We start from the raw sequence: 24,267 nt of genomic DNA on the forward strand, positions 1-24,267 counted from the left end.
TTCAAGCACAACTGGCTATACCAGTTAATTTTGAATTAACTCACACTATGTTGCAAATACTTTCGGGCGAACACATGTATACTCAAAGTCATTTACTTCTTATTTTTCATAAAGATAGCAATAAAACACTATTTTATTAAGTAACCACAACATAAAGTAAATACTCTATAAAATACTGTAACAACTGTCCTTTTTGGTGCCCTTTCGCACTAATCCTCTCTATGGATGTGACCACAAAACAAGCAAACAGTTCTTTTTCATTAAAACAATGCTTTACAACGTTTCTACCTCACCCTATTATACGTCCCGCAACGGAGAGATGGCTGAGTGGTTGAAAGCACCGGTCTTGAAAACCGGCATACGTTAATAGCGTATCTAGGGTTCAAATCCCTATCTCTCCGCCACATTTAGAAAGCCTGTTGAGAAATCAACGGGCTTTCGTCGTTTTGAATCTTGTGAAATACAGAACAGCTTGTTCCCTAGTGGTTTGCTCCCCCCACTACGTACTCTTCCCTTTCACCTTCTTCTAGATTTACTGACCAACTCCGCACTTATCGCAATCGACGAAAAAATCCGCACATCAATTCGTTCTATGCAGACTCAAGACTTGTTATAACTAGGAGCAAGATAACAATAAATCATGGAAGACAGACACAATGCCGATTCAATTTCATCAGCTTACTGCAAAGGAAAACACATCTACTCTCTCTATCGACGATTGGCAGATTGATGCCGGACAATCTTGGGGTATTTTTAGCTCTGAGGGCGATATTGGCTCGATGCTTGGTGATTTACTGTGTGGAGAAATTAAGCCTGAATCCGGTCAACTGAACATTGAGGGTTGCCATATTGCTCAGGTATCCCTTTCCGAGCAACAACGATTGTTGGAACTGGAGATAGAAAAGGACGATACCGACTTTCTTGACCGTATTGATCAGGGCAGTTCCGTTTACCAGTTAATTTTTGAAGTCTGCCAAGATGAAGTCTTCACACAGACTCTGATTAAAGATCTCGACCTTTCACACTTAACTGAAAGCGGGTTTCGAGTGCTTTCAACCGGCGAAACACGACGCGTTATGCTTGCCCGAGCGCTTGCAGCCAAGCCCGACCTCGTTCTTCTAGATAACCCATTTACTGGTTTAGATATCGCTCACCGTGCATCATTGGCGACTTACCTTCAAGCACTCTCTCAATCAGTACAAATGCTTATTACCTTCTCTCGTGAATCTGACATGCCTGACTGGATAGAGCGCATTGCGCTGTTTAATGGTGGCAAACTCGATAGCACCATGGACAAACAGAGTTGGGATAAGCACCCTATCATCGCACAGATCAAATCCCAGTCTGAAAAACAAAGCGAAGATATGATGACGTTGATTCGTCAGCATCAGCATTCAACGCACTTCGATAATCCTATCTTTGAGCTAAAGAATGGTAAGGTCGAATACACCGAGAAGACCATTTTCACCGACTTAAACTGGCGTATTGATAAAGGTCAACACTGGCAAGTGAAAGGGCCAAATGGTTGCGGGAAGAGCACGTTATTGGGACTGATCTTTGGCGACCATCCACAGTGTTACAGTAACGACATTCACATCTTTGGTAAAAAACGCGGCACTGGCGAGACCATTTGGGAAATCAAACAACATATTGGTATGGTGTCTTCGGCGTTACACCTCCAATATCGCGTCAATTGCAGCGCTTTAGAGGTGATCTTATCTGGATTCTATGACTCAATTGGTCTTTATTCCCAACCAAGTAAAAAGGAAATCAACGTCGCGAAAGAATGGCTGACGATTCTCCACATGGCTCAATACGAGAAAACCTCTTTTAAGCAACTAGAATACGGGCAACAACGTTTACTACTGATTGCACGAGCGATTGTAAAACAACCGACGCTGTTGATTTTGGATGAGCCATACCAAGGCTTAGACTACTTGGGACGAGTGCTGGTGAAAAACACGCTAGAGCTGATTGCCAAAGAGAACCTAAGCCAGCTTCTTTATGTTTCCCACTATCAAGAAGATGGCTTGGATAGCATTCAGAACTATCTCGAGTTTAAGTTCGATGATCAGACTCAGTGTTATAAGGGTTACATCGATTAAAGCCCTATTTACTGCCCACCACTTCCGCGTATGGGAGTGGTTTGGCGTATAAATACCCTTGATGCAGTTTCACGCCGAGCATTTTTAAATGTGCTGCCTGCTCTTGGGTTTCTACACCTTCGGCAATCAAATCGACTCGCAAATCCCCTGCTAGACGCACAATCGCATTTAATACCGTAGAATTCACGCTCTCAATGCCAATTGTGTCTATGAAGCATTTATCTATTTTCAGGTAATCGACCTTCATGTGTTGAAGCACCGCCAGTGCAGTCTGCCCTGTACCAAAGTCATCAATGAGCACCTGAATACCATGTAACCTTAACGCTGTAATATGGTTGCGTGCGTTGCCATCAATCAATTGCCTTTCGGTAATCTCAATGCTGAGGTCAACGTTATACGCTTTCAACTTGCGATGAATCGTTTCAATTTTTCTTATTATATGAGAACCCGTGAAATAGCCCGGAGGGACATTCACACCAAGATGAATCGGGTGATCAAACTTTTCTTTTGAGAAGTCCTCACAAGCTCTATCCAAGACAAAGTCGGTAAGCAATTCAACTAAGCCGCTCTCTTCTGCCGCAGGTACAAATTCATCAGGAGAGATGAAGCCTCGCAGTTTATGCGGCCAGCGAATCAAGGCTTCATAACCAAACGTTTCTCCCGTACTGGTATCCACTTGAGGTTGGTAATACAACACGAGCTCACGCTTCTTGAGTGCTTTTTTTAGTTCGGAGACAAGACTTCGCTGAGGATCGATAAAGCGATTAATTATGAAGATCAAAAGGTAAAACGCGAGCAAAATAGGAATGGCAGAAACGATATAAGAAAAGCGTTTTTGCTCAACGTAAAAGTCACTGGCTTCCACTAATGCCTTATAATCAAACAGCTTTGAGGAGCCGAGCGACACGGCATTTTCGCCCTTCATAGAAGCATCTTTAGGTGCAGAATCCTTACCAACAAACATGGCCGAACGCTTTAAACGTACATCACTACGATAGCCAATAGTCGCGCCAAAGTAATCTCTATCAACGATAGTAACGGCTTGGTATTCCGGAGCATCCTCTTTTGGTGTGATCAGAAATAAGACTTGGTCAGGGTAGCCTGTGATATGGCCTAAAGTGAGCTCTCCTTTGCGATATAACTGAACATAGTTGTCCATCGGACGCTCCATTGCTCCCAACTTCGAGGAACAAATAATCTGACCATCTTTTACAATCAGAGTCTCGTCGATGTGCCTTTCAAACATCAAATTTTGTTGTATCGCTTCACAACGTTCCGGATTAATCAGAGCGGTCCGATTCTCTGTCTCTATTTGAAACAGAATTTCATCCGCAACTTGGAGGTTTTTATCAAGAATATGGTCTAGATTTCGCTGGACGCTTTGATGCGCTAAATAGAACACCTCCGCGACGATAAGAGGCAACGGGAGCAAGTATATGATGGCTTTTTTAAAAAGCTCTTTATTTATCATCTAGAAGTTATCTCTTATCTTTAAGAACAAGGAAGAAGAAAGCCATTAACACTTACTCATCAACCACTTAAAACACTCCAGAGTAAGCAGAGGCACTAATCAGCGCTACAGATTGAGTATGGTTAACAAGCTACAAAGGTGCAAACATAACAATGAGTTATTGATACATAGCTCATTTCAGAGGCAGAGTGTATCAACATTCTTGCTTTCATAGAGATGAGTGAAGAGAAATTCACACAAAATTTGCCTATCTCCCTTCTTCCCAAGTCGTTCATAGAGACATGGATACCTTGTCAGTCAGATTCCCGTTGGCACCCAACTCAGGCAAAGAAAACATTAATAGGCTATTTTCTCACTGTGTGAGAATATCCATTTCTAATTATTTTCCTTTTCTCAGCTAACAAGAATTATAGTTGTTGCCTACCCATTATCACGTTACAACACGCTCATGACGACAAACAAAGCCAACGCTAATCAGGTAAACGAAAAGGCGCTGCAATTGCTAATGCAAGTCGCAGTTAGTCAGTTCCCAGTCTCTGCGAAAACGCTCAGTGAACAACTGAATGTGCCTTTAAGCAGTCTTTATAGACACTTGAAGCTACTTAAAGAGTGGAACCTGATTGAAGAAAGCGTACACGACAAAACATTTGTAGTTGGTCCTGCCGCCCTGCTGTTAATGCACAGCTATGAAACCGCTCAGCACGGTTTAGATATGGTGGAAACCATCCTTGCTCGTTTGGTTCAACAAACGGGTGAGATGGCGGCTTATATGGTGCCATCTGGTTATCGTGCGCTTTGTGTCAGACAAAAAGAGAGTATGCAGGCGCTTCGATGCAGCTACGTCCAGGGTCAAAGTCAACCATTGCTTCGTGGCGCCTCATCTAAGGTGATGCTGGCTTTCATGCCTCAAAGCCGTTGCGAGAAAATCTTGCGTCATTTTGGGCAAGATCATCGTCTCAGCGAGTGGGAACAAGAGCTCAGCACCATCCGTAAGAACGGATACGCTGTTAGTACATCAGAAATTGATCCTGGTGTATCTGGTATCAGCGCACCAGTCATGAAAGGAAGTAAGTTGATTGGTGCAGTCTCTGTGATGGCTCCGGCCCACCGAGTCGAAAAGGATAAGCAGCGTATCATTTTGCATGTGTTGCAGGCAGCGAGGGCGTTGCCGCCAGAAAGGTAATTCACCATGTTGAGCTTTTTCAAACGTTACAAACTTCATCGAGCTAGTAAACCTATCCATCACTACCCTTTTTCTTTTATGACGGTATGTGAACACTTAGCCCCGATGAGCCATGGAACGTTTGAATTAGCTGACCAAAGTTTAGAAAATGCCAGTGATTGGCTTTACCAACAACATGATCAGGTCTCTGCCGCTAACCTTGGCCATTTTTCTCATCACCAAATCGATAGTGGTGACTTTCAAGAAGCCCTGAGCTTATCTTTGTCACGCCATTCTATTCCGGTCGTTCTATCAAATTGCACAGAAGCTATTCTGTCGATGTTACCGGTCATTGTTTGTGATAACGATGAGATAGGTATCATCAATATTGGCCATAAAATAAACCTCAATGCGACACTGGAGCCGCGAATTGGCTCAGCCTTTCACTTTGCCTTGTCTCGTTACCAAAACGTCCGTCTATTTTTCGCTGGTGTGAGCGAACAAGAAACCAAGCAAGAAGCATGGGAATACGCCGAAGACCAAGGTTGTGATTGGGTAACAGACCGCGAGTTTACTTTCCGTTACCGCAATCATCTTAAGCAGCATGTGGGCAACTATCTTGATCATTGCGATCAAATCGTAATGTCGATTGATTTGGCGTCACTATTAACGAAAAACAATTTGGACGGCACGCCTGCGTTGGATATTCAGATGGTACTTCGTACCATTCGGCTGTGTTTGGTTTCAGGAAAGATAAAAGCGATTCAGTTAGTCGGTGATCGAGATCGTCTTATTTACTCGAAGCAAACCAAAGCGATTCTTGAAGAGTTGTACCAAATGGCACCATTGATTGACCACGCCGCTTAGTCAGTTTTATAGAGATAGAGCCATCGTCCGATTTGGCTTTATCTCTAACCTTTAGCTATCACCTCTAAATCACCTTTTCTTATTATTTTCTAACAATTTATTCCCTCAAAAGTGCGACACACTTCAGCCTCAAGACTTGAACTAAGATCACATTCAAGCTTTAATACCTGACATATGAACTTGGTATGACATACGAATAAAAAAAACACTGCAGTTCAATAAGTAAGCGACACATAAAATCAAAATAAGAACGCTTATGCCTTTTCTGTGAGTACTTTACTCACTCTCGCTTGGTGCCATTAAGTTCCACTAGATTTAGGATACTTGATGATGCGCTTTATTAGCCTTTTAGGTACAACATTACTCTTCCCAGTTTATGGTCAGGCAAAAGTTTACGACCTGGCTGACATCACAAGCTTAAATGAGATTTGCTATCAAAGCTCATTTACTAAAACAGGCCGAACACTTTACTGCCCCACCAGTATATTGTTACCTCATGGTTCAAGCATCGTGTCGTCATTACCCGGCGCTTCTCATTCGATATTGAAGTCCTTCAGCAGCATTACTCTATTAGGTAACAACACAATTGGCAGCCCAGAAAAAAAAATCAATCTACGATCTTTATCTGTAGGTGTTAATTCTCAAAATAACCTTGGGGATAACGCCGAGTATTCACTGATCTACGGAAGTGTCGACTCGCAATATTCGGTTGTTCTGGAAAACACTCTCATTGACGGAATGGTCGATTCTGTTGGGGGCATGGTAACTACTGTTGGTGACTATAACGTGATAAACGGTAAAGTATCAGGTAGCAGTACTGTCACACTAAACAACACAAACGTCTGTGGTGATGTCGAATCCATAGGGCATGAAATCTCAATCAATGCGAGTTCAAACTTTATCGTTGGCAACATTAACTCACACAGTACTATTGAACTATCTGGAGCTGATGTTTACGGAACAATTCATTCTCAAGGTGAAAGTGGACTATTTGATTTAGGTTCAAGCTCAATATTTGCGAAAAAAGAAGCCATCAGTTCATTCCATGCGACCAGTATTCAAAATGGTACTATCTGCGGCACGATAAACGCCCACGAAGAGAGCATTCGAAACGTTGATCGTTATTGCGGCATATCAGAACCCAATTGTTCTTACGTTACGCCTTCGAGAGCATGCCCCGTGCCCGATGTTATTCCTATTTGTACAATTGAAAGGCCATCAGAAGACGATTTCGATCTTGTCGTCACACCAACAGAAGACATGGCGTTGATGTGTGGTGATGAGTTGCCATTGTTTACTGTAACCACAACCAACAATGGCGAAGTCACCAGTGCTCAGGTGCTAGCTTCCATTTCCGATCCTGACCTATTCACGCTTGAGATGGTTGAAGGAAAACAGAAAATTGATGATTCCAACTTCATCTCAAAAGATGACGGTACGTTAGTCGTCAAAGTCATACCTAACGATATCGACGCTATCTCGCTCGATTCAAATTACACCCTCAGTTTTACAATGGTCGATGACATGAGCAAGGCGCAGACGGTGCAGTTTATGTTTACGCCATACATGTTCGAAGCTTATGCAGAAGATCTGAGTTCACTTGATGAAATCCATGTTATTGCTGGTAAATCAAAAACCGTGAACACACGTTTATTGGCTTGTGCTGCAACGGGTGAACAGGTTATTGCGACAAATTACGATGGTACGCCAAAAGTCACCCATCCTCTCATCAAACCTGTAGGCGGCAGTGAAGGAAACTTCAGTTACTCTGCCGAGTTCAAAGACGGCCTCTCTAGCCATGGTTTAATTACCAATGAATCAGGTTTGTTCTCCGTCAGGCTCTCCGATACGTTCGAATGTACGGGGTTTCAGGAGTGTCCAGATGAAGGTTCGGTAAAGGTTGAAGGAACATTTGATGTGAAGTCACGACCTTGGACGCTAGCCATCTGTGATGGTTCAACAGCACTGGCCTCCGGCACTTCCGAAAGTGGACCGGGCTTTATTGCTGCTGGCGAACATTTCTCTCTCACAGTGAAACCGATCGTCTGGCAAAGTGGAGGCTCATTAACTAAAGAAGTAAATACAGAAAACTACTGCAGTGCTGACGTCACCCATAACTTCATGTTGGAAGATGCCCCAGCAGCCAGTATCGTTTTAAGCAGTAAGCAAAAAACACCCACCGAAACCGCAAGTCAGACGAAGAAGTTATTGGAAAGTACTTTATCACTCACTCGTAGTCATACCGAAAGCGAGAACTCTCAATACATCTTCTCCGACTTGTACTGGGAAGAAGTTGGTAGCTTGAAGATTAAAGCGAAATTAGACAGTCAATATTTAGATATGACAGTCAACACAGGCTATCGAAATGTTGGCCGCTTTTACGCTAAGTACTTCAAGGCGCGTGAAGCCAAATGGACATACCCAACAAAGCAAGACTTCATTTATATGAATCAGCCATTTGAGCGCGTAAGTTATGATGTCGTCGCTCTTAATGCCAAAAAAGAAGATATTCAGAACTACGTGCATTTCAATGCCAGCCTTCGTGAACATTTTCATTTAGGTGAACTGAGTAACTACGTTGATCGCTTTATTCCACCAGCTGCTAACTCAGTCGAATGGAACTTGGTCGGAGACGCTAGCGTTGGCAGTTTCACTATCGAAAAAGCAGCAGGTAATCCGAATTGCGACAATAGCCCTTGCTGGGAAAAAGATGAAACTGACGGAAAATACCCTGATGGCCCATTCAACAAAGACTCGAACTCAACCAAAAGCAAAATTGGTTTAGCGTTTGTTGAAGAGGTTGATGAGATAGATTTCTTTGACGATTTACATATCTTAAAACAGCAGCCAGATATCCGTTTTGGCAGACTCAACTTTAAAGACGTTGGTGGCAACCAAGGTATGACAATCAAGGTTCCGCTGGACGTAGAAGTATGGCAAGACGGTCGCTTCGTGACCCACTTTGAGGACAGCGCAACTACGGCCAATGGGCAGCATCATACGCGCACGCCAATTTGGTCTAACTCTGCTCCAGACAACACTAAGCTATCTGGTGAAGGCACCATGCTGGCTGGCAGAACCTACGATATCGTAGCCAGCCAAGTAGATTCAGCACGAGAGCAAGTTCGCTTCCATTTAGACTTGAGCAGTGCAGGCAATAACTTACCTTGGCTCAAGTACAACTGGGACAAAAGCGACGCGGACGAAGATAACCCACCGACGGTAGTCACGTTCGGAATTCATCGTGGGAATGACCGCATTATTTATCGTGGAGAGCCCAACTTCATTGGGATGAACTAAAGCTTACCAACACAAACAAAAACGCCCCTCTCGTGAGGGGCGTTTTTATATTTTGTTCGTTACTTAGTTGAACGACGCGCTTTCAAGCGTTTAACCATGGCTAGGCGGCGCTCTGCAGAACCTTGGTCTGTTGCCGATTGGTTCGGGTTGTTACGGCGGCCTTGGCGGTTCTTGAATGCTGGTTTAGAGTTTAGCTTCTCGATGTAAGATTCACGCTGCTTTGGCTCATAGCCCGCTAGCTCAATACGACGGATGTGTTGTTGAATTAGGTTTTCAACCTGCACTACCGTTAGTTCTTCTTCACGGTTAACAAAAGAAACGGCATGACCTTGTTTACCAGCACGGCCCGTACGACCAATACGGTGAACATAGTCTTCTGCAAGGAATGGCATGTCGTAGTTCACTACGTGTGGTAGGTCTTCTATATCCAAGCCACGCGCTGCGACGTCTGTTGCAACCATCACGCGTACTTTGCCTGTTTTGAACTCTTCAAGAGCACGACGGCGAGCACTTTGCGCACGGTCACCGTGACACACGACCGCTTTAATGCCATCGAGTTTCAATTCTTTTACTACGTCGTTTGCGGTTTCTTTGTAGTTCACAAACACCAATACCTGTTTCCAGTTTTTACGACCAATAAGCTCAGAAAGCAGCTCTGTTTTACGTTCTTGATCAACTGGGTACAGTACGTGAGCAACGGTTTGTGCTGTTGTGTTTGCACGCTCGACTTCGATACGCTTTGGCTTACGTAGAATATCTCTTGCTAGTACATTCAATTGGGTAGAGGTTGTCGCAGAGAACATCATGATCTGAGGATCGGTATCCACGTCTAGCATGATTTTACGAACGGCATTAATAAAGCCCATATCCAAGATTCGGTCAGCTTCATCAAATACAAGAAACTCGATGTTTGCTACTGAAACGTTCCCTTGCTCAATGTGCTCTTCTAGACGCCCTGGTGTTGCAACCAGAATATCTACACCGTTCTCAAGAGCCGAAATCTGAGAAGACATTTTACGACCACCAAAGATCGCCGCAACTGAAAGGTTCGTGTACTTGGTGTATGCTTTGATGTTATCTGCGATTTGCTCTGCTAATTCACGAGTCGGAGCCATGATAAGTGCACGCGCTGTCTTGCGAGAAGCATTACGACCACTGTCCAACAAACGTTGAATCATTGGCAAAGAGAAGGCCGCGGTTTTACCCGTACCTGTTTGTGCAGTAGCGAAAATATCATGACCTCGACGAGCCATTGGAATCGCCTTCTGTTGGATTGGCGTTAACTTCTCATAACCGCATTCTGCCAGTGCTTTAACCACTTCTGGCGCAAAACCTTGAGATGAAAATGACATTGAGCGTATTCCTTAAACAAACCACTAGATAGCTTTGAAAATTTAGCCGTGCACTATACCCGAATTCAAGTGATTTATCTCACTTTTCTCGTGTGTTCGCGTAAAAACTCGGGGAATTATGTCTCTCCCGATTCAACACCTTATATTTTTAGCTCTGTTTTCTCTTATTGAATGAAGAAATAACGGTTTTTACCTGCCTTCTTCGCCTCGTACATTGCCATGTCTGCTTGATGCATTAACTCTTCTAAGGTGCAGTCTTGCCCTTTTGTGTAACAGCCGCCAATCGAGGTTGTCACTTGATGGAAGATGTCAGGTAACACTTCAATTGGATCTTGAATCAATTGAATCAAAGACGCCGCATAGTGCTCTGGGTTTTGCATATGCTCTTGAGAGCTCAACAAGATAGCGAACTCATCACCACCCAAGCGTGCTAGTAACGCTTTGCTTCCAAATATACGATTCATGACAGATGCGACATGTTCTAAGGTTTTATCCCCTGCGGCATGCCCATATTCATCATTGATGAACTTGAACCCATCAAGATCAAGATAGACCAAACAAACCTTCTTCCCGGTTTTGACACTCTGCGATATGGTTTCTGTCGCACCAGTTTGAAACGCTGCTCGGTTTAAAAGCCCCGTTAGACTGTCATGATGAGCCAAATGATGAATGCGTTGGTTGTCTACGAATGCACGAAGCTGAAAACGCGCAATAAAGTAAGCCAGAATAATGCTCATAACCACGCCAACTTGCATTAGCCATTTTCGCTCGTATTGCGAACTGGCGATTTCTTTCCTTTCACTGAAATCGACGTAAGAAACCAACTTCCATGCCGTCGAGCTGTTCTCGCTGACGTGATAATCCTGAAAGCAGTATGGATTTATGCGGTCTACGGCGCCAACAGACTCAATTGTCATGATACCTTTATCAGTCTCTATCTGCCCTGATAGCGTATTACGAATTTGTTCCGCCAAATCTGGAAATCGATTGTAGATCGTCTCATCACTTCGATGATCGTACATAAACGCAAATTCAGTATCGCGATGTTCTTTGTTAAACAAGAAATAACCGTCTTTATTGAGCAGCATGTAGTTGGTGCCCATATCCAGATTAAACAGTGCCATACCTTCCATAAGGTACTTCGCAAGATAGTTAACCATAACGATCCCGCGCTTTTTCCCCTCCTCGTCAAAAACAGGTGTGGCCAGACGAATCATAGGCTTCAGCGGTACTTCAATCTGACCATGCTCGACGTTCAGATCTAAAGGCGATACGTAGATTTTTCGACAACCTAGCTGCAATGCTTTATTGAAGTAATAGCGATGACGTTTATTTTGTAGCTGCTCTTCGGGTACAACCTGAGAATGTCCGTCATTAAAGTTGATACGAACCACTTCATTGCCTTCCAAGTCCAAGTAACGAAGTTGGTCATACACTTCTTTTCTTTGACTAACGGCCTCCAAGATTGTGCTTAACCGCGCCAGTTCGGCATCCCTTTTAGCTTCAGGAAGCAACTCAACCATGTTGTACACTTGCCTTGCTTCCATAATGTCGGAGAGCAAAGCGGTTTCTCTAACAACAGAGCCCATCACCCACTCAATGTATTGTTTCTTGCCCTCTAGAAGCGCTTTTTGTTGAACACGGATATTGCTCTTCTCTGCTTCTTCTGACGCGGACTTGTCGTAATGGATAATGGCACCAAATACGGTGACAAGCAGAAAGAAAATCGCGACAAAACGCAAACAAAAGAACTTCAATTCAGAGAAAGTAAAGGCAGGATTCAAGTGGTCTCCGGTTTCTTGTTGTATGAGAAAAGCCGGCGATTATAGTGATACAAATCACATATATATAGATTTGACACGATGATAGTTTTCTATCGTCTCAACAATGAAAATTTATAGAAAAAGACCCAAGCATCTGCTCGGGCCTTGTTTGAAATTCATTCGTGTTTATTCAGCAATGCCACAAAGTTTAAGTAGGATCGCTTCCAACTGATCCCAAGGCATCAATTGTGAGTCAATCACTTCGATGCGAGATTCAAACCCTTCTAGACTCATCTGATTTACAGATACGATGCCATTCGCAACATTGAATGCGTAGCAGCCTTGGTCAGTATTCATTACGGCTTTGATACGCTCTGCCGTAAGGTCAGACAGCATTGAGAACAGTTGATCGAAGTTGAAAGTGTATTCTGCCCCGAACAACCAACCACAGCTAAAGTAACCCTGCCCTTTGTTCTCTTTACGGATAAAGGCTTCACCAGGAGGTAATTGGAATTGTGGCTCTTGATGCGCATGGTCGTGATGATGAGCTTCAATGTGGGAAGATGCACTGCCATGCACGCGTTCAATATCCAACACTTCAATTGGTAGGTCACCGTCATGAATCAGTTTGCTGAACACTTTAGAAGGCGTTTGATCGGTTACCCAATCGTTGAACACATCAATGTCATGGCTGGTACACAGGTCAACCTTGCTACCGATAACCACATCGGCGCTGTCTAATTGATCAACAAAGTTCTTGTTTGAAAGGTATTTTTCGTCACTTAGGTTACGTGGATCCACCAGCGCGATCGTTGCTTTAAGATCAACATAAGGCAGATATTGCTCAGACGTTAATGTCGCAACCACTTGCTTTGGATGCCCCAACCCCGTTGGCTCGATAAGAAGACGATCTGGATTTTGACGTAGCAAAGCAGTGATACCGACAGACATAGGAACGCCCGCAGTACAACACATGCAACCACCCGGAACTTCTTTAATCATCGCTCCTTGGTCGGTCATCATCGCGCCATCGATACCTATCTCACCAAACTCATTCACTAATACAGCCCAGTTTTCGTTTTCTGGTTTGTTTTTCAGTAAGTTCAGAATAGTTGTGGTTTTACCGACGCCCAGAAACCCCGTCAGTATGTTGGTAGGTACTCGATGTGACATGCTTTTCTCCGACAAGCTTGTGCTTTAAATGCTTTGCCAAAGTATACGGAGAATGTGACATGCTTCAACGCTTTTTATCGCGAGGGTCTAAGCCTTTATGCAGTGCTTTCGCTTTGGTTTGTTGTGATTGTTGGTAATAACCAAACGCATCCGCATTTTTAACACCAGAGAGGTGCATGCTGGTATGAGTCACGCAAGTAAAGAATGCGACAATCGCAACGAGGATCGGTAGTAGTCCGAGGGTGTTTTCGAATTTTAGAGCGGCAATAGCCAAAGCGAAAACAACCGCAGAGGAAAGGGCAATGATCTTACTTCTATTGCTTTTCATGATAGTTCGCCTTTTTTATTGAACGAGAGTTCGAAGTGAATACATGTAACTTTTCACTTTACAGCTCGATGCTACTCCTTTCATAACACACAAAATTTGAGCGACTTAACAGATACAAAAACACCGAGCTTGATGGTGCTCGGTGTTCATCTAAGGATTTAAATTTGGCTTGTGTATCAACAAATTTGGCCTGCGGTGACTGCGATGTCAGATTCGTTATCAATCGCAACTTGAGCCAAGAGCGCTAACCCTTCGACAATGACATCTAACGACATGGTTGGCTGGTTGCCTGAAGCATCTTGTTCTGGCAAAAGAGGAATATGCACAAAACCATGACGTACTGATTTATCACGCAAGTAATGCTGGATACCATAAAACAGGTGATTGCACACAAACGTCCCTGCCGTATTTGATACGTGGCATGGAATACTCGCTTTCTGTAAAGCGTTTGTCATCGCCTTAATGGGCAGCGTTGTAAAGTAAGCGTCTGGACCATCTTGAACCACTGGCTCATCGATTGGTTGATGACCGCCATTATCAGGAATACGGAAGTCGTCTAAATTGATTGCCACACGTTCTGGTGTAATCGCAGCTCGTCCCGCGGCCTGCCCTACTGTGATGACAATGTCTGGTTGGTATTGCTCGATAGCCTTAACCACGGTGTCAATGGATTCATAACGGGTTACTGGCACTTGGCAAATCACCACTTCACCACCGTTGAGCTTCTTGCCTTCTAATCGTTTTACCGCTTCTAATGCAGGGTTAACTGACTCGCCACCAAATGGTTCAAAACCGGTGATTAACACTTTCTTCATCAATGTGACTCTTTGTAATTATCGTTCGACTTATGATTGGAATTCGAATTTACAACAATTTAGCGTGATAACGCCAAGCATTATTGTATGCAAATCCTTCCTTGGTTTCTGCAAACAACTTAGGTAGAGTACGCGACCATTGAATATCGACAATTCGAAGAGATTGAAGACGATGAACATTGATAATCACGTAATCGAAACATTGGAAGAGCTAGAAGCTTTCCTACACCTAATTGAAAGTGGCGCACTGGGTCTTGAAGGCGTAACAGGTGTCGCATTGGCTACAACCAACACCGATGGCCGCCCTTTTGTCGCTGTATTAGGTGACCAACACCAACTCATCATGGGTCGCTGGGTTTCTCAGCACGTTTACGACAACGGTAAAGACATCGTTCGTAACGGCCCACAACGCAAACATTAATTCGCGTTTCTGACCCGTCCTGATTGGGTTGACATTTTTAGTTATAAAGCTCGCTTAAATAGCGAGTTTTTTTATGCCATTTGTAAGTGTATTAAGCGCATTCCTACAAAGCTCGCCTGCTTTATAAGCTATTGTTCAAAAATAAAAAATAAGCTTGTCAGCATGGTATCGAGTCGTGACATTTTGCTGACAAAACCACACTAGAAACTCCTAGAATTTATCTCGGAAGCGATACTAATTTTCGTTTCCGGACACCATCGCAGAGCAGTTATCCTAGTTGCTCTGTTTGCCCCGTTTAGCCCGCTTGACAGCCTTGGACTAAACGGGGCTTTTTTAGAGCATCCACCTACTTGTTGTTGCAACTTACTGTCGGACGCAAGCGTATTTCCAGTTGGCTGGCTAAATGTCAGTAAATGGCGCAGAATTATCGCCTTTAACAACCAAATTTCTCCGACGCTCTGCAACTGATAATGATAGAATCCCCGCATCAAAATTATCGAGCAACTCTATGTTTATCCATCATGTTAACGGCATCGACTGGCTGGTGATTACAGCTTTTGAAGAACTGAAACCTATATTCATCGAAGACGCTGGTGCGATCCCCTCTTGCTTCTCTATCGACAGTCAATTGAGCCTGATTGATCAAGCCAAACGTACTTATGGATATTTGCCTGCACTCGACGGTGTAATCACGGATACCGGCACATTTGAAAGCCAAAATAACGAAGAAGATTTAAACCCACAGCTAGCATGTTTAGTCGAGGGGCGCGGGCGAGTGTTTATCTATCACGGCGGATTTGTCGCTTTTGTGGATGATGAGCAGACGTTTATTACCCGAATGAACTGAAAATTATTCCACGAGTAAGGCAATGCTGCGGTTAACTGGCGAGCAGCATTACTTGCAATGGATAGGATAAAAAAGAGTCAGCCTAATAGCCTGACTCTTTTGTATGAAACTGAGGGTATTGCGAGAAAAGTTGAAGGCAGTTGAATCGGTTGAATCCGCTTATTACTGAGGCTGGTGGCCAGTCTTCTTTGCAAACTCCTGCATCGCTTCGGCAAACGTTGTGGTCCCGCCTTTAGCTTGAACCTGTATCACCTTGTACCCCATCTTTTCCAACGCTTGGCGTTCTGCCAAAACCGCTTTGTCATCTTGCTGACTGCCCTTTGCAGGTTGATGAAGGTAGCATCCTTCTAGTTGACCATCTTCGACCAGTTGGTGGTGTTTCAGTGCATTAATATCAAAATTCATGGTAATTCTTTAAATCAAAAAAAGGGAGTTTCTGTGGCAGATTACATGCGCTTTAAAGGCTTAACAACACTATCTAAGCCTTCAATTTTAAGTGCGAGGCAGAGCTTTAGCAATTCACCTAGCTCCCCTTCAGGAAAGCCTTTTTTATCAAACCAGAGTAGGTACTCTTCTGGAAGATCAATCAGTACTCGCCCTGCGTATTTGCCAAACGGCATTTGCATTCGAGCGAGTTTGATTAAATTTTCTTTTTCTAACATGGCGTTTTGTCTAACGACTTAGATTTGGGTAACTTGGTTGTCGAAAGTAACAAATAATCGATTAACCCACCAGTCGATTGCGTCTTTCGCTCCACTTAACCCGTCAACAATGTTATCCAAATCTTTATCGCCAACATGTCGGTCTATCACCGCAAAGATTGGTTCCGCCGTTTTGGAGTCGCTTACCAGCAGTTCAATGGTCGCCTCTCCCACATTGGTGTGCTCGCCCGTTGTTAGCTTGGATATTGTAGAAACACCAATACCAAAAGGCAGTACAGAGCTTGTTACCGCTAAGATCGGATTGGGCGTTTCCACATTACTGATCGCGATACTCAAACGAAGTGTTGAGTCACTTGGCTCATCCACAATGCGTTTATTGGTCGAGATCTTCTCTTTGAACCTCATCACCATGTAGTCAGACAATTCCTTAATGCTCTCATCATCCAACTCAGCATCTTTCACCACCACAAAAACACGATCCACTAGTACGCTATCGTATTTATCAAGAACGCCTTTTAATGTTTGCGCATCTTTAATGTCATCTCTTGCCCACACTAAATCGACTCTGCCTTCAGGACCTGGTCGAAAATCCTCATACGACGTAAATTTCGTCTCATCGACTTGAGGACCTCTGGCACAACCAGCCAAAAGAACGATAAAAACAGACAAGGTGATGCACTTAAAATACGGTTTAAACATGACGCCTCCTAAAATTGGATATACAGTTTATCATTCCATATAAATTTGACCAGTATTTATTCACCTAATGGATATTTTGTTGAATCAAGTATTGAGCTTCCCGCTGCACAATTTCATGTTAAAGTACGCCGCTTACTGGAAAGCATAACGAGAAAAGTAATGAAGTCACCTTGCCGCGCAGCCTGTAAAAATAACGGCGGAATCTGTTCTGGCTGCCACCGAACCATGGAAGAAATCGTGCTGTGGAAAGATAAGTCTGATGCTCAACGAGACGCGATCATCGAGCAATTGGGTGGAAATGACTCAACCCACTCTTGCCCTGAGTGTGGCACGAATGCGCACTGCGATATTGCTGCGGGGAAAGAGACGTGCTGGTGCTTTGATATTGAGACCAGAGATTTACCAAAGCCAGAAGCGGGACAGCTTTGTTTGTGTCGTAAATGTTTGGAGAAAAAGCCAGTCGCCTAACCTATCGAACATGGACATAACGGACTGGCTATCATTGAAATGAAGGTAAGTTCTGCGAACTATTTCTGCGCTAACGCTTGGGATTCAAACTTCACACCATCCCAACCTGTCACCATAAAGTTACGAATGTTTTGATGGTCATTGTTCTCTGGATGTGCCAATACGTCTTCACGGTAGAAGCGACCAAAACACGCCAACGTTGCTTCTTTGCTTAGGTTGTTCAATTGACCAAAAGCGAAGATCTTGCACGAGCCGTTATTCTCACCTGCAATGTTCTGCGTTTCACCATTCACAAAAGCCGCTGGCGTAAACGCGTAGTTTGCCTCAATGGCTGCCATTGTCGTTTCAAATTCTACTGTCTCAGGTGATGCCGCTAGCGCATCCAAAAATTCTTTAAGTTCCATTATTTCTAGTTCCTAGTGTCTTTTCATCTTAAGTGTTCGACATACGTTCAGATTAAAACTGACACATTTGTTTCATCAAAAGCCAATATAAGAGTCATAAATCATAAATATATTCAGAGCCTTATTTAATAACACATCAATCAATGCACTATTCCTCACTGTTGTAGTGAATGAATAGATATCTAATTTAGGTGCATTGAGCAACATTGTATCTGCTTAATAAGGAAATATCATGACCACCCCATTTAAGGCAATAGGCGTATTGGCATTATCTTCACTTGCCATCGCATGTTCATCTCAACCTGACGATTCTCTCTCTTCGTTTGCAGCCCAATGTAAAGCACCAGTAGCACCTGTTGCTGGAGAGACATCCATCCAAGGTTTGACCTTTATGGGAACGTCTATCGCTGACGCACCATTCGATACGTCGGCAGCAGAAATCGTTCAATATGATGCATGTACTGACAAGCTTTACGTGGTCAACGCTCAAGCAAAGCGTGTCGATGTGCTTTCTATGGATGACAACGGCGCACCAACGCAAACCGCATTCATCGACCTCAACAGCGCGGGCGAAGCGGCAGGCGTTGAAATTGGTGCGGCAAACAGCGTTGCAGTCTTTAATGGTTTAGTCGCTGTAGCGATTGAAAACAGCAATAAGCAGGCGAATGGCATTGTTGGCTTGTACCGCTCGGATGATTTGTCGCTTATCACCACCTTCCCTACTGGCGCATTGCCAGACATGGTTGGCTTCTCAAAAGATGGCAGATACATTGCGACAGCAAACGAAGGTGAGCCAAATGGTGACTACAGTGTCGATCCAGAAGGCAGCATCACATTAATCAACTTGAGCCAAGGCGTAAAACAAGCAGAAGTCACGCAGATTGGTTTCAATGAGTTTGATGGTGCACGTAAGTCTGAGTTACCTGCTGATGTTCGAATCTCAGGTCCAAATGCAACGGTGGCGCAAGATCTAGAACCGGAATACCTCACCTTTGCTGACAATGGAAAAATCTACGTTGCACTGCAAGAAAACAACGCGATGGCAATCGTAAACCCAGAAAACAAATCGGTAGAGAAGATTGTGGGTCTGGGCGAGAAATCTTGGTCTGATTCAAAACTGGATGCTTCGAACAAAGACAAAATCATTGGCAACTTTAAGAGCTACCCTCAACTGGTTGGTCTGTACATGCCAGATACCCTCGACAGCTACTCGGTAGATGGCAAAACTTACATCCTCTCTGCCAACGAAGGTGACGGTCGTGAGTATGGCTTCAAAACAACACAAGCTCTATGTGACCAAGCCGGCTTCAAGTGGGATGAAGACGATTACCTCGGTACAGATGAATATACTTCTGAGCAAGGCACCTGTTTAAGCCATGTTGATGAGGTGCGCGGTAAGAAGCTGAAAGTCGCAGCAGATCACCCGCTGGCAGAGGCGCTAAAAGATAACAAGCAACTCGCTCGTCTAAAAGTGATTAAGCCTGAACAAACGCTTTCTGCGCAAGACAATGTTCAAGCCTTTGGCGCACGTTCGTTCTCTATTTGGGATGAAAACGGTGAGTTGGTTTTCGATAGTGGTGACGATTTCGCAACCATCGCATTAATGAATGAAGGTAAGAACTTCAACAGCACCAACGATAGCAATGACAGTGGGGATGACCGCAGTGACGACAAAGGCATTGAGCCAGAGGCAATTGAAGTAGCACAAATCAATGGTCGTCATTACGCGTTCATCGGCTTGGAGCGTCAAGGCGGCATCATGATTTATGACATCACAGACCCGAAACAAGCGCAGTTCCTACATTACGTAAACCGTCGTGATTACAGCCAACCAGTTTGTACAGAAGTGGAAGATGGCGAATGCGCGAACGACACTTACAATCCCAAAGCAGGTGATTTGGCGCCAGAGTCAATCAATTACTTTGCTCGTAACGGACAACACTTTATCGCGGTTGGTAATGAAGTTTCAGGCACGACGTCTGTGTTTCGAATTGAGCTTTAATACTCGCTCTTCAAGAGAAAAAAATTAAAAGTAAAGCGCCCGAACTTCAGTCCGGGCGCTTTGTTTATAATCAGTGAGCATTGTTTGAGAGTGAGATTCCCGACTCGCTCCTTCGTCGCTCTCGAGAATGACGGAAGCTAGCCTAGCAGTTCAGAACGATACTAACCTGCAAAGTGGAAAAGATCTCTTCCACTTCCAAGTCGTACCATGCTAGCAAAGGTCATTTGCAGTTCTGAGTAACCCAATCACTACCAACGTCATTCCGGAATCGAGGAACGAGATGTCCGGAATCTCTCTTTAATCACTCAGCTCTATTCTTCAATCGCCAACGCATCGCATTTCGAAGCACAGATAAAGTCGTTCTTATGCAGACCTTTAATGGAATGGCTCCACCACGTGATGGTCACTTTGCCCCACTCCAGCAAGATTGATGGGTGATGGAATTCATCTTCTGCAAGCTCGGCAATCTTGTTGCTAAACGCCCACGCTTGTTTGAAGTTCTTAAACTTGTAGACCTTCTCAAGTTGAGGAATCTCATCTCTCTCAATGATCTGCCAATCAGATAATTGCAGCAGCAAAGACTGTTGTTCCTCTTTACTAAGTGCAATGGCATCGATACTACAAGCTTCGCATTTTTGTTCATTCAACATGAGCAGGTTCCTTTGGTTCAAAAAGTGGTGGAAGCAATCCGGCTTCAATCGCTAGATCGGCTTGTTTCAATAGATTCAGTTGGCTAATTTGGAAAAGCTGGGACAAATCTTCAATCACGTAGTATTTCGGCTGCATGATGTCGATGCGGTAAGGGGTCCTTAGCACAGTTTGTAGGTCGAATTCGTCTCTAATCGCGATGTCGCTTTCCAATGAATAGATGGTTTCTCCCGGAGATGAAAGGATGCCGCCACCATAGATCTTGGTTTTGTTACCCTCTTGAACCAAGCCGAACTCGACTGTAAACCAATATAGACGCGCAAGGTACCCTCGCTGCTTTGGTGTCGCGGCTTGGCCAAGCTGTCCGTAATGCTCGGTAAAGGCGGCAAAATCAGAGTTGGTGAGCATGGCGCAATGACCGAAGATCTCATGGAAGAAATCTGGCTCTTGTAGGTAATCAAACTCTTCTCGCGTTCTCAAAAACGTCGCGACTGGGAAGCGTTTATTGCCAAGCAAATTGAAGAAACGATCAAAGTCGATCAACGCGGGTACTGGCTCCACTTGCCAGCCCGTTGTTTCCATCAAAACACGATTGATTTCGGGCAGTTGTGGCACGCGGTCATGAGGTAAATCGAGTAGCTTGAGTCCATGCAGATAGGCGTCGCATGCACGGTCTTGAATCACGCTCATTTGTCTTGTTACCAAGTCGCGCCAAATGGCATCCTCTTCATGGCTCCATTCTACCCTTCCATCCTGATCGACGGGTTTTGAATGATACTGAGTCATTGCACATCTCCGTTAACAAATCCCTTACATTAAGCCTATCTACACTCTTTTGTCCTTCCAATCCCCTGGCCATTTTCCACTCAAAACCTAGGTGTAACATTTTCTTTACATTAACACCTAAGACATTGATATACATAAGGAGCTAGTTTCTCCAACGAGTTTGACTTTATTTCTGGTTCACCTCAGACTGAAAACGTTAAAACTTTGTTATAGAGGGAGCTATGCGCGAGAGCAACAAAGTCTGGCAGCCGACGGAAGATCGAATCGAGCAAGCCAACATCACGCAGTTTATCGAGCACATTAATCGGCAGGGTTTCGAGCTCAAAAACTACTCTGATTTGCACCAATGGTCTTTGGAGCATAACGAGCATTTCTGGAAAGAGGTTTGGCAATTTTGCGACCTAATTGGCACGCAAGGCGATACAGTAAAAGCACAAGGTGAAAGCCGTTGGCAATCACCAATGCAAAATCGAGATACCGTGTGGTTCCCTCAAGCTCAAGTTAACTACGCAGAGAACCTGCTCAGTTTGGCAGAGCAACAAGCGGATGATCTGGCGATTTGGTTTGAAAACGAACGCGGCGACAAACAGACTTACACATGGAAACAGCTTCGTGACGAAGTCTCGAGCATTCAGCAATGGTTAGTCGAATGTGGCATCAAGCAAGGCGATGTGGTTGCAGGTTATTTACCACATATGCCACAAACCGTTATTGCAATGCTAGCCACCACCAGCTTAGGCGCAACTTGGACGTCCACCTCCCCTGATTTTGGGGTAGAAAGCGTTATTGAGCGCTTCGGGCAAGTGAAGCCAAGGGTTCTCTTCACCTGCGATGGTTATACCTTCAACGGCAAAACTTTCGATATGTTGGAGAAGAACCATCACATCGCGGATCATCTTGATGGACTGAAACAAGTATGTCAGATCGGTTACCTCAAACCGCATGTGTTCGAATGCGATGTTTGTACTCACGATTGGCAAAACATCATTAATCAGTATTCCCCTGCTCCGTTGCATTACACTCGCGTGGAATTCAATAGCCCGCTGTTTGTGCTTTATTCCTCCGGCACAACTGGCAAACCTAAGTGCATCGTGCATTCTGTTGGCGGTACTATTCTCAATCACCTTAAAGAGCACCAGCTTCATTCAGACATTCAGCCTCAAGATCGCGTCTTTTATTACACTACTTGTGGTTGGATGATGTGGAACTGGCACGTATCTGCTCTGGCGAGTGGTGCGTGCTTGGTGATTTTCGATGGGAGCCCGGTTTACCCAGCACCTCACGTATTATGGGATTTAGCTCAGCGCGCCGAGGTGAGTCTCTTTGGTACTGCTGCCAAGTACCTAGAGGCGATAGAAAAAGCCGGACTGTCGCCAATCCAAGATTACTCTCTCCCTGCTTTAAGAACTTTGTGCTCTACGGGCTCAGTGCTTTATCCAGAGCAGTTTGATTACGTGTTTCAACACATCAAGCAAGATCTGCACTTGGCTTCTATTTCAGGCGGAACAGACATCTGTGGCTGCTTTGTATTAGGCAACCCTATCTCGTCTGTTTATCGTGGTGAATGTCAGTACGCTGGTTTGGGTATTGATGTTCAAGTGTTCGACTCGCAAGGTCAAAGCGTGAGTGAACAACGTGGTGAGCTCGTCTGCACCAACTCTATGCCTAACTTCCCTGTCGGCTTTTGGAACGATACCGGGGAACGCTACCACAACGCTTACTGGGACAAGTTCGATGATATCTGGCATCACGGTGATGATGTCGAACGCAGCGCCAAAGGTGGATTTGTTTTCTACGGTCGTAGCGATGCATTGTTGAATCCTGGCGGTGTGCGCATCGGCACAGCGGAGATTTATCAGCAGGTAAACGTCATAGAAGGTATCGTCGATTCCATTGCCGTTGGTAAAGAGATCGAGCGAAACGAACAAATTTGGCTGTTTGTTCAGATCGTTTCTGGCGTCACTTTAGATGACAGGTTAGTAGCAGAGATTAAGTCGCGCCTCAAAACGTCCTGTTCGCCAAGGCATGTGCCAAGCCAAATTTTCGCCATCAGCGACATTCCTAAAACACGCTCAGGAAAGTTGGTGGAACTTGCAGTCAAACAAGTCATAAATGGTAAGGAAGTTGAGAACTTAGGTGCGATTGCGAACCCGGATGTTTTAGAAGAAATTCGACAACTCACCTTTGCCTAGCAAATCAAAGGAAACAAAAAAGCGAGCTAAATAGCTCGCTTTTCTTATGTTCTTTGTCGGGGATTAACGGCGACCTACGCCCATTAATACTGACATTGTGTGACCATCTGATGTGATTTCGAAGACCTTTTTCGTTTCTACCTCAGTAAAGCCGGCTTTGATAAGTGCGTTCTCTGATTTCACTAGCGTGAAGCCTTCTTTTGCTGAATCTGCAATCCAATCAAAATGAACGAAGTGACCACCAGCGTTGAGTAACGAGTGAGCAATCTCTAGAGACGTTTCGTAGTCTTCGATAAAAGCCAGCACTGAAGAAGCAACGACTAGGTCAAACTGACCACGGAATGCTGGGTGCTGAGCGACTAGACCACGCGTCAATGCATCAACAACCGGTTCTACATTCTCTAGCTCTTTCTTATCAAGCTCTTCAATCATGGCTTCAGATGCATCCAGCGCCACAATCTCTTTTGCGGATGGCGACAATAGTTGGCTTAACTGCCCTGTCCCACATCCAAAATCCAATACTTTAATGCCATCAAGCTGAGTAAGCTGTTGTAACTGTGCAAACACCGACTGAGCAAATTGATCTGTTGCTGGGTTAGATTCCCAATTCTTTGCTAAGCCGTCCCAATCTTGTGCCATCGTGGCCTCCATGTTCACTTCTTGTAACCCCCATAGATTACCGCAAAAACGCCAAAACACCATAGACTTATCTGGCGAATCCGTGTTTTTTTCGATAATCTTTCTAAGCGTCAGTACGTTCATTCGTCTGCGCTATCGATTCTCATCATTTCAGTTTAGGTCT

At 44.4% G+C, this 24,267-nt stretch carries 22 protein-coding genes and 1 tRNA gene; 10 read left to right on the forward strand and 13 right to left on the reverse strand.

The genetic code is table 11. From position 1 onward, the window contains the following. The first annotated feature begins 313 nt into the window (after nucleotides 1–313). Together ACLIIY_RS26725 and modF are read left to right on the forward strand one after the other, a co-directional pair. Nucleotides 314–404 (forward strand) — tRNA-Ser (locus ACLIIY_RS26725). Nucleotides 405–656: 252 nt separating this feature from the next. Continuing rightward, on the forward strand, nucleotides 657–2,105 hold the full coding sequence (gene modF / locus ACLIIY_RS26730; protein ID WP_434528877.1) for a molybdate ABC transporter ATP-binding protein ModF: 1,449 nt from the start codon (nucleotides 657–659) through the stop codon (nucleotides 2,103–2,105). A gap of 4 nt (nucleotides 2,106–2,109) precedes the next feature. On the opposite strand, the gene ACLIIY_RS26735 is transcribed toward modF, so the two are convergent. Further along, nucleotides 2,110–3,576 (reverse strand): EAL domain-containing protein, encoded by a 1,467-nt coding sequence (locus ACLIIY_RS26735; RefSeq protein ID WP_334421758.1) that lies wholly within the window; start codon nucleotides 3,574–3,576, stop codon nucleotides 2,110–2,112. Nucleotides 3,577–4,024: 448 nt separating this feature from the next. Here ACLIIY_RS26735 and ACLIIY_RS26740 point away from each other — a divergent pair, with 448 nt between their 5' ends. The 3 genes from ACLIIY_RS26740 to ACLIIY_RS26750 all read left to right on the forward strand — a co-directional run bounded on the left by ACLIIY_RS26740 (nucleotide 4,025) and on the right by ACLIIY_RS26750 (nucleotide 8,905). Continuing rightward, on the forward strand, nucleotides 4,025–4,759 hold the full coding sequence (locus ACLIIY_RS26740; RefSeq protein ID WP_005442559.1) for an IclR family transcriptional regulator: 735 nt from the start codon (nucleotides 4,025–4,027) through the stop codon (nucleotides 4,757–4,759). Between the two features lie 6 nt (nucleotides 4,760–4,765). Further along, nucleotides 4,766–5,605 (forward strand): arginase, encoded by an 840-nt coding sequence (locus ACLIIY_RS26745; protein WP_434528878.1) that lies wholly within the window; start codon nucleotides 4,766–4,768, stop codon nucleotides 5,603–5,605. Between the two features lie 327 nt (nucleotides 5,606–5,932). Next, nucleotides 5,933–8,905, forward strand: coding sequence for a DUF6701 domain-containing protein (locus ACLIIY_RS26750; protein WP_434528879.1), 2,973 nt, complete (start codon nucleotides 5,933–5,935; stop codon nucleotides 8,903–8,905). A gap of 59 nt (nucleotides 8,906–8,964) precedes the next feature. Here the strand turns inward: ACLIIY_RS26750 and ACLIIY_RS26755 are convergent, their stop codons facing one another. From ACLIIY_RS26755 to pcp, 5 genes are all read right to left on the reverse strand, one after another. Continuing rightward, complete coding sequence (locus tag ACLIIY_RS26755; RefSeq protein WP_009704686.1) at nucleotides 8,965–10,257, reverse strand: DEAD/DEAH box helicase; 1,293 nt, start codon at nucleotides 10,255–10,257, stop codon at nucleotides 8,965–8,967. 164 nt (nucleotides 10,258–10,421) lie between these two features. Continuing rightward, nucleotides 10,422–12,041: a sensor domain-containing diguanylate cyclase gene (locus tag ACLIIY_RS26760; protein WP_041053383.1), complete on the reverse strand. Its 1,620-nt coding sequence runs from the start codon at nucleotides 12,039–12,041 to the stop codon at nucleotides 10,422–10,424. A gap of 165 nt (nucleotides 12,042–12,206) precedes the next feature. Continuing rightward, a complete protein-coding gene (locus ACLIIY_RS26765; protein ID WP_009704689.1) occupies nucleotides 12,207–13,193 on the reverse strand; it encodes a CobW family GTP-binding protein in 987 nt (328 codons plus the stop codon). A gap of 64 nt (nucleotides 13,194–13,257) precedes the next feature. Beyond that, the gene (locus ACLIIY_RS26770; protein WP_434528880.1) at nucleotides 13,258–13,521 is read right to left on the reverse strand and encodes a hypothetical protein; all 264 of its coding nucleotides are present in this window, start codon (nucleotides 13,519–13,521) and stop codon (nucleotides 13,258–13,260) included. Nucleotides 13,522–13,697: 176 nt separating this feature from the next. Then, entirely contained in the window at nucleotides 13,698–14,336 is a 639-nt protein-coding gene (pcp, locus tag ACLIIY_RS26775) for a pyroglutamyl-peptidase I (protein ID WP_434528881.1), read from the reverse strand. A 172-nt stretch (nucleotides 14,337–14,508) separates the two neighbouring features. Between pcp and ACLIIY_RS26780 the strand changes: the two genes are divergently transcribed. Together ACLIIY_RS26780 and ACLIIY_RS26785 are read left to right on the forward strand one after the other, a co-directional pair. Further along, nucleotides 14,509–14,757 (forward strand): hypothetical protein, encoded by a 249-nt coding sequence (locus ACLIIY_RS26780; protein ID WP_005442576.1) that lies wholly within the window; start codon nucleotides 14,509–14,511, stop codon nucleotides 14,755–14,757. A gap of 508 nt (nucleotides 14,758–15,265) precedes the next feature. Continuing rightward, nucleotides 15,266–15,604, forward strand: coding sequence for a cytosolic protein (locus ACLIIY_RS26785; protein WP_264408361.1), 339 nt, complete (start codon nucleotides 15,266–15,268; stop codon nucleotides 15,602–15,604). A 162-nt stretch (nucleotides 15,605–15,766) separates the two neighbouring features. Here ACLIIY_RS26785 and ACLIIY_RS26790 read toward each other — a convergent pair whose 3' ends face one another. Genes ACLIIY_RS26790 through ACLIIY_RS26800 form a run of 3 tightly spaced genes read right to left on the reverse strand, consistent with a single transcriptional unit; the run spans nucleotide 15,767 to nucleotide 16,965 of the window. Next, entirely contained in the window at nucleotides 15,767–16,009 is a 243-nt protein-coding gene (locus ACLIIY_RS26790; protein ID WP_020195304.1) for a hypothetical protein, read from the reverse strand. Nucleotides 16,010–16,050: 41 nt separating this feature from the next. Next, a complete protein-coding gene (locus tag ACLIIY_RS26795) occupies nucleotides 16,051–16,266 on the reverse strand; it encodes a DUF3820 family protein (protein ID WP_005433583.1) in 216 nt (71 codons plus the stop codon). Nucleotides 16,267–16,284: 18 nt separating this feature from the next. Then, entirely contained in the window at nucleotides 16,285–16,965 is a 681-nt protein-coding gene (locus ACLIIY_RS26800; protein ID WP_434528882.1) for a DUF3313 domain-containing protein, read from the reverse strand. Nucleotides 16,966–17,124: 159 nt separating this feature from the next. On the opposite strand from ACLIIY_RS26800, the gene ACLIIY_RS26805 reads away from it, so the two are divergent. After that, complete coding sequence (locus ACLIIY_RS26805; protein ID WP_434528883.1) at nucleotides 17,125–17,433, forward strand: cysteine-rich CWC family protein; 309 nt, start codon at nucleotides 17,125–17,127, stop codon at nucleotides 17,431–17,433. A gap of 59 nt (nucleotides 17,434–17,492) precedes the next feature. Here ACLIIY_RS26805 and ACLIIY_RS26810 read toward each other — a convergent pair whose 3' ends face one another. Next, nucleotides 17,493–17,837, reverse strand: a complete 345-nt coding sequence (locus ACLIIY_RS26810; RefSeq protein WP_053049367.1) for a HopJ type III effector protein — start codon at nucleotides 17,835–17,837, stop codon at nucleotides 17,493–17,495. Nucleotides 17,838–18,069: 232 nt separating this feature from the next. Between ACLIIY_RS26810 and ACLIIY_RS26815 the strand changes: the two genes are divergently transcribed. Next, entirely contained in the window at nucleotides 18,070–19,839 is a 1,770-nt protein-coding gene (locus ACLIIY_RS26815) for a choice-of-anchor I family protein (protein WP_434528884.1), read from the forward strand. A gap of 311 nt (nucleotides 19,840–20,150) precedes the next feature. On the opposite strand, the gene ACLIIY_RS26820 is transcribed toward ACLIIY_RS26815, so the two are convergent. Both ACLIIY_RS26820 and phhA read right to left on the reverse strand, forming a co-directional pair. Next, a complete protein-coding gene (locus ACLIIY_RS26820) occupies nucleotides 20,151–20,489 on the reverse strand; it encodes a 4a-hydroxytetrahydrobiopterin dehydratase (RefSeq protein ID WP_005433587.1) in 339 nt (112 codons plus the stop codon). Continuing rightward, nucleotides 20,479–21,273, reverse strand: a complete 795-nt coding sequence (gene phhA, locus ACLIIY_RS26825) for a phenylalanine 4-monooxygenase (RefSeq protein ID WP_132699392.1) — start codon at nucleotides 21,271–21,273, stop codon at nucleotides 20,479–20,481. The genes ACLIIY_RS26820 and phhA overlap by 11 nt, the downstream gene beginning before the upstream one ends. Nucleotides 21,274–21,494: 221 nt before the next feature. On the opposite strand from phhA, the gene ACLIIY_RS26830 reads away from it, so the two are divergent. After that, a complete protein-coding gene (locus ACLIIY_RS26830) occupies nucleotides 21,495–23,465 on the forward strand; it encodes an acetoacetate--CoA ligase (RefSeq protein WP_434528885.1) in 1,971 nt (656 codons plus the stop codon). Between the two features lie 63 nt (nucleotides 23,466–23,528). On the opposite strand, the gene ACLIIY_RS26835 is transcribed toward ACLIIY_RS26830, so the two are convergent. After that, nucleotides 23,529–24,227 carry a class I SAM-dependent DNA methyltransferase gene (locus tag ACLIIY_RS26835; RefSeq protein WP_434528886.1) on the reverse strand — a complete coding sequence of 233 codons (699 nt, stop codon included), beginning with the start codon at nucleotides 24,225–24,227 and terminating at the stop codon, nucleotides 23,529–23,531. Between the last annotated feature and the right edge of the window lie 40 nt (nucleotides 24,228–24,267).

Source organism: Vibrio sp. K4 (assembly GCF_051122595.1).
GTDB lineage: Bacteria > Pseudomonadota > Gammaproteobacteria > Enterobacterales > Vibrionaceae > Vibrio > Vibrio owensii.

What these genes read in the sequence shown, in the direction of transcription:
- modF (WP_434528877.1), top strand. Translation starts at nt 657, where the DNA reads ATGCCGATTCAATTTCATCAGCTTACTGCAAAGGAAAACACATCTACT.
- ACLIIY_RS26735 (WP_334421758.1), bottom strand. Translation starts at nt 3,576, where the DNA reads ATGATAAATAAAGAGCTTTTTAAAAAAGCCATCATATACTTGCTCCCG.
- ACLIIY_RS26740 (WP_005442559.1), top strand. Translation starts at nt 4,025, where the DNA reads ATGACGACAAACAAAGCCAACGCTAATCAGGTAAACGAAAAGGCGCTG.
- ACLIIY_RS26745 (WP_434528878.1), top strand. Translation starts at nt 4,766, where the DNA reads ATGTTGAGCTTTTTCAAACGTTACAAACTTCATCGAGCTAGTAAACCT.
- ACLIIY_RS26750 (WP_434528879.1), top strand. Translation starts at nt 5,933, where the DNA reads ATGATGCGCTTTATTAGCCTTTTAGGTACAACATTACTCTTCCCAGTT.
- ACLIIY_RS26755 (WP_009704686.1), bottom strand. Translation starts at nt 10,257, where the DNA reads ATGTCATTTTCATCTCAAGGTTTTGCGCCAGAAGTGGTTAAAGCACTG.
- ACLIIY_RS26765 (WP_009704689.1), bottom strand. Translation starts at nt 13,193, where the DNA reads ATGTCACATCGAGTACCTACCAACATACTGACGGGGTTTCTGGGCGTC.
- ACLIIY_RS26770 (WP_434528880.1), bottom strand. Translation starts at nt 13,521, where the DNA reads ATGAAAAGCAATAGAAGTAAGATCATTGCCCTTTCCTCTGCGGTTGTT.
- pcp (WP_434528881.1), bottom strand. Translation starts at nt 14,336, where the DNA reads ATGAAGAAAGTGTTAATCACCGGTTTTGAACCATTTGGTGGCGAGTCA.
- ACLIIY_RS26780 (WP_005442576.1), top strand. Translation starts at nt 14,509, where the DNA reads ATGAACATTGATAATCACGTAATCGAAACATTGGAAGAGCTAGAAGCT.
- ACLIIY_RS26785 (WP_264408361.1), top strand. Translation starts at nt 15,266, where the DNA reads ATGTTTATCCATCATGTTAACGGCATCGACTGGCTGGTGATTACAGCT.
- ACLIIY_RS26790 (WP_020195304.1), bottom strand. Translation starts at nt 16,009, where the DNA reads ATGAATTTTGATATTAATGCACTGAAACACCACCAACTGGTCGAAGAT.
- ACLIIY_RS26795 (WP_005433583.1), bottom strand. Translation starts at nt 16,266, where the DNA reads ATGTTAGAAAAAGAAAATTTAATCAAACTCGCTCGAATGCAAATGCCG.
- ACLIIY_RS26800 (WP_434528882.1), bottom strand. Translation starts at nt 16,965, where the DNA reads ATGTTTAAACCGTATTTTAAGTGCATCACCTTGTCTGTTTTTATCGTT.
- ACLIIY_RS26805 (WP_434528883.1), top strand. Translation starts at nt 17,125, where the DNA reads ATGAAGTCACCTTGCCGCGCAGCCTGTAAAAATAACGGCGGAATCTGT.
- ACLIIY_RS26810 (WP_053049367.1), bottom strand. Translation starts at nt 17,837, where the DNA reads ATGGAACTTAAAGAATTTTTGGATGCGCTAGCGGCATCACCTGAGACA.
- ACLIIY_RS26815 (WP_434528884.1), top strand. Translation starts at nt 18,070, where the DNA reads ATGACCACCCCATTTAAGGCAATAGGCGTATTGGCATTATCTTCACTT.
- ACLIIY_RS26820 (WP_005433587.1), bottom strand. Translation starts at nt 20,489, where the DNA reads ATGTTGAATGAACAAAAATGCGAAGCTTGTAGTATCGATGCCATTGCA.
- phhA (WP_132699392.1), bottom strand. Translation starts at nt 21,273, where the DNA reads ATGACTCAGTATCATTCAAAACCCGTCGATCAGGATGGAAGGGTAGAA.
- ACLIIY_RS26830 (WP_434528885.1), top strand. Translation starts at nt 21,495, where the DNA reads ATGCGCGAGAGCAACAAAGTCTGGCAGCCGACGGAAGATCGAATCGAG.
- ACLIIY_RS26835 (WP_434528886.1), bottom strand. Translation starts at nt 24,227, where the DNA reads ATGAACGTACTGACGCTTAGAAAGATTATCGAAAAAAACACGGATTCG.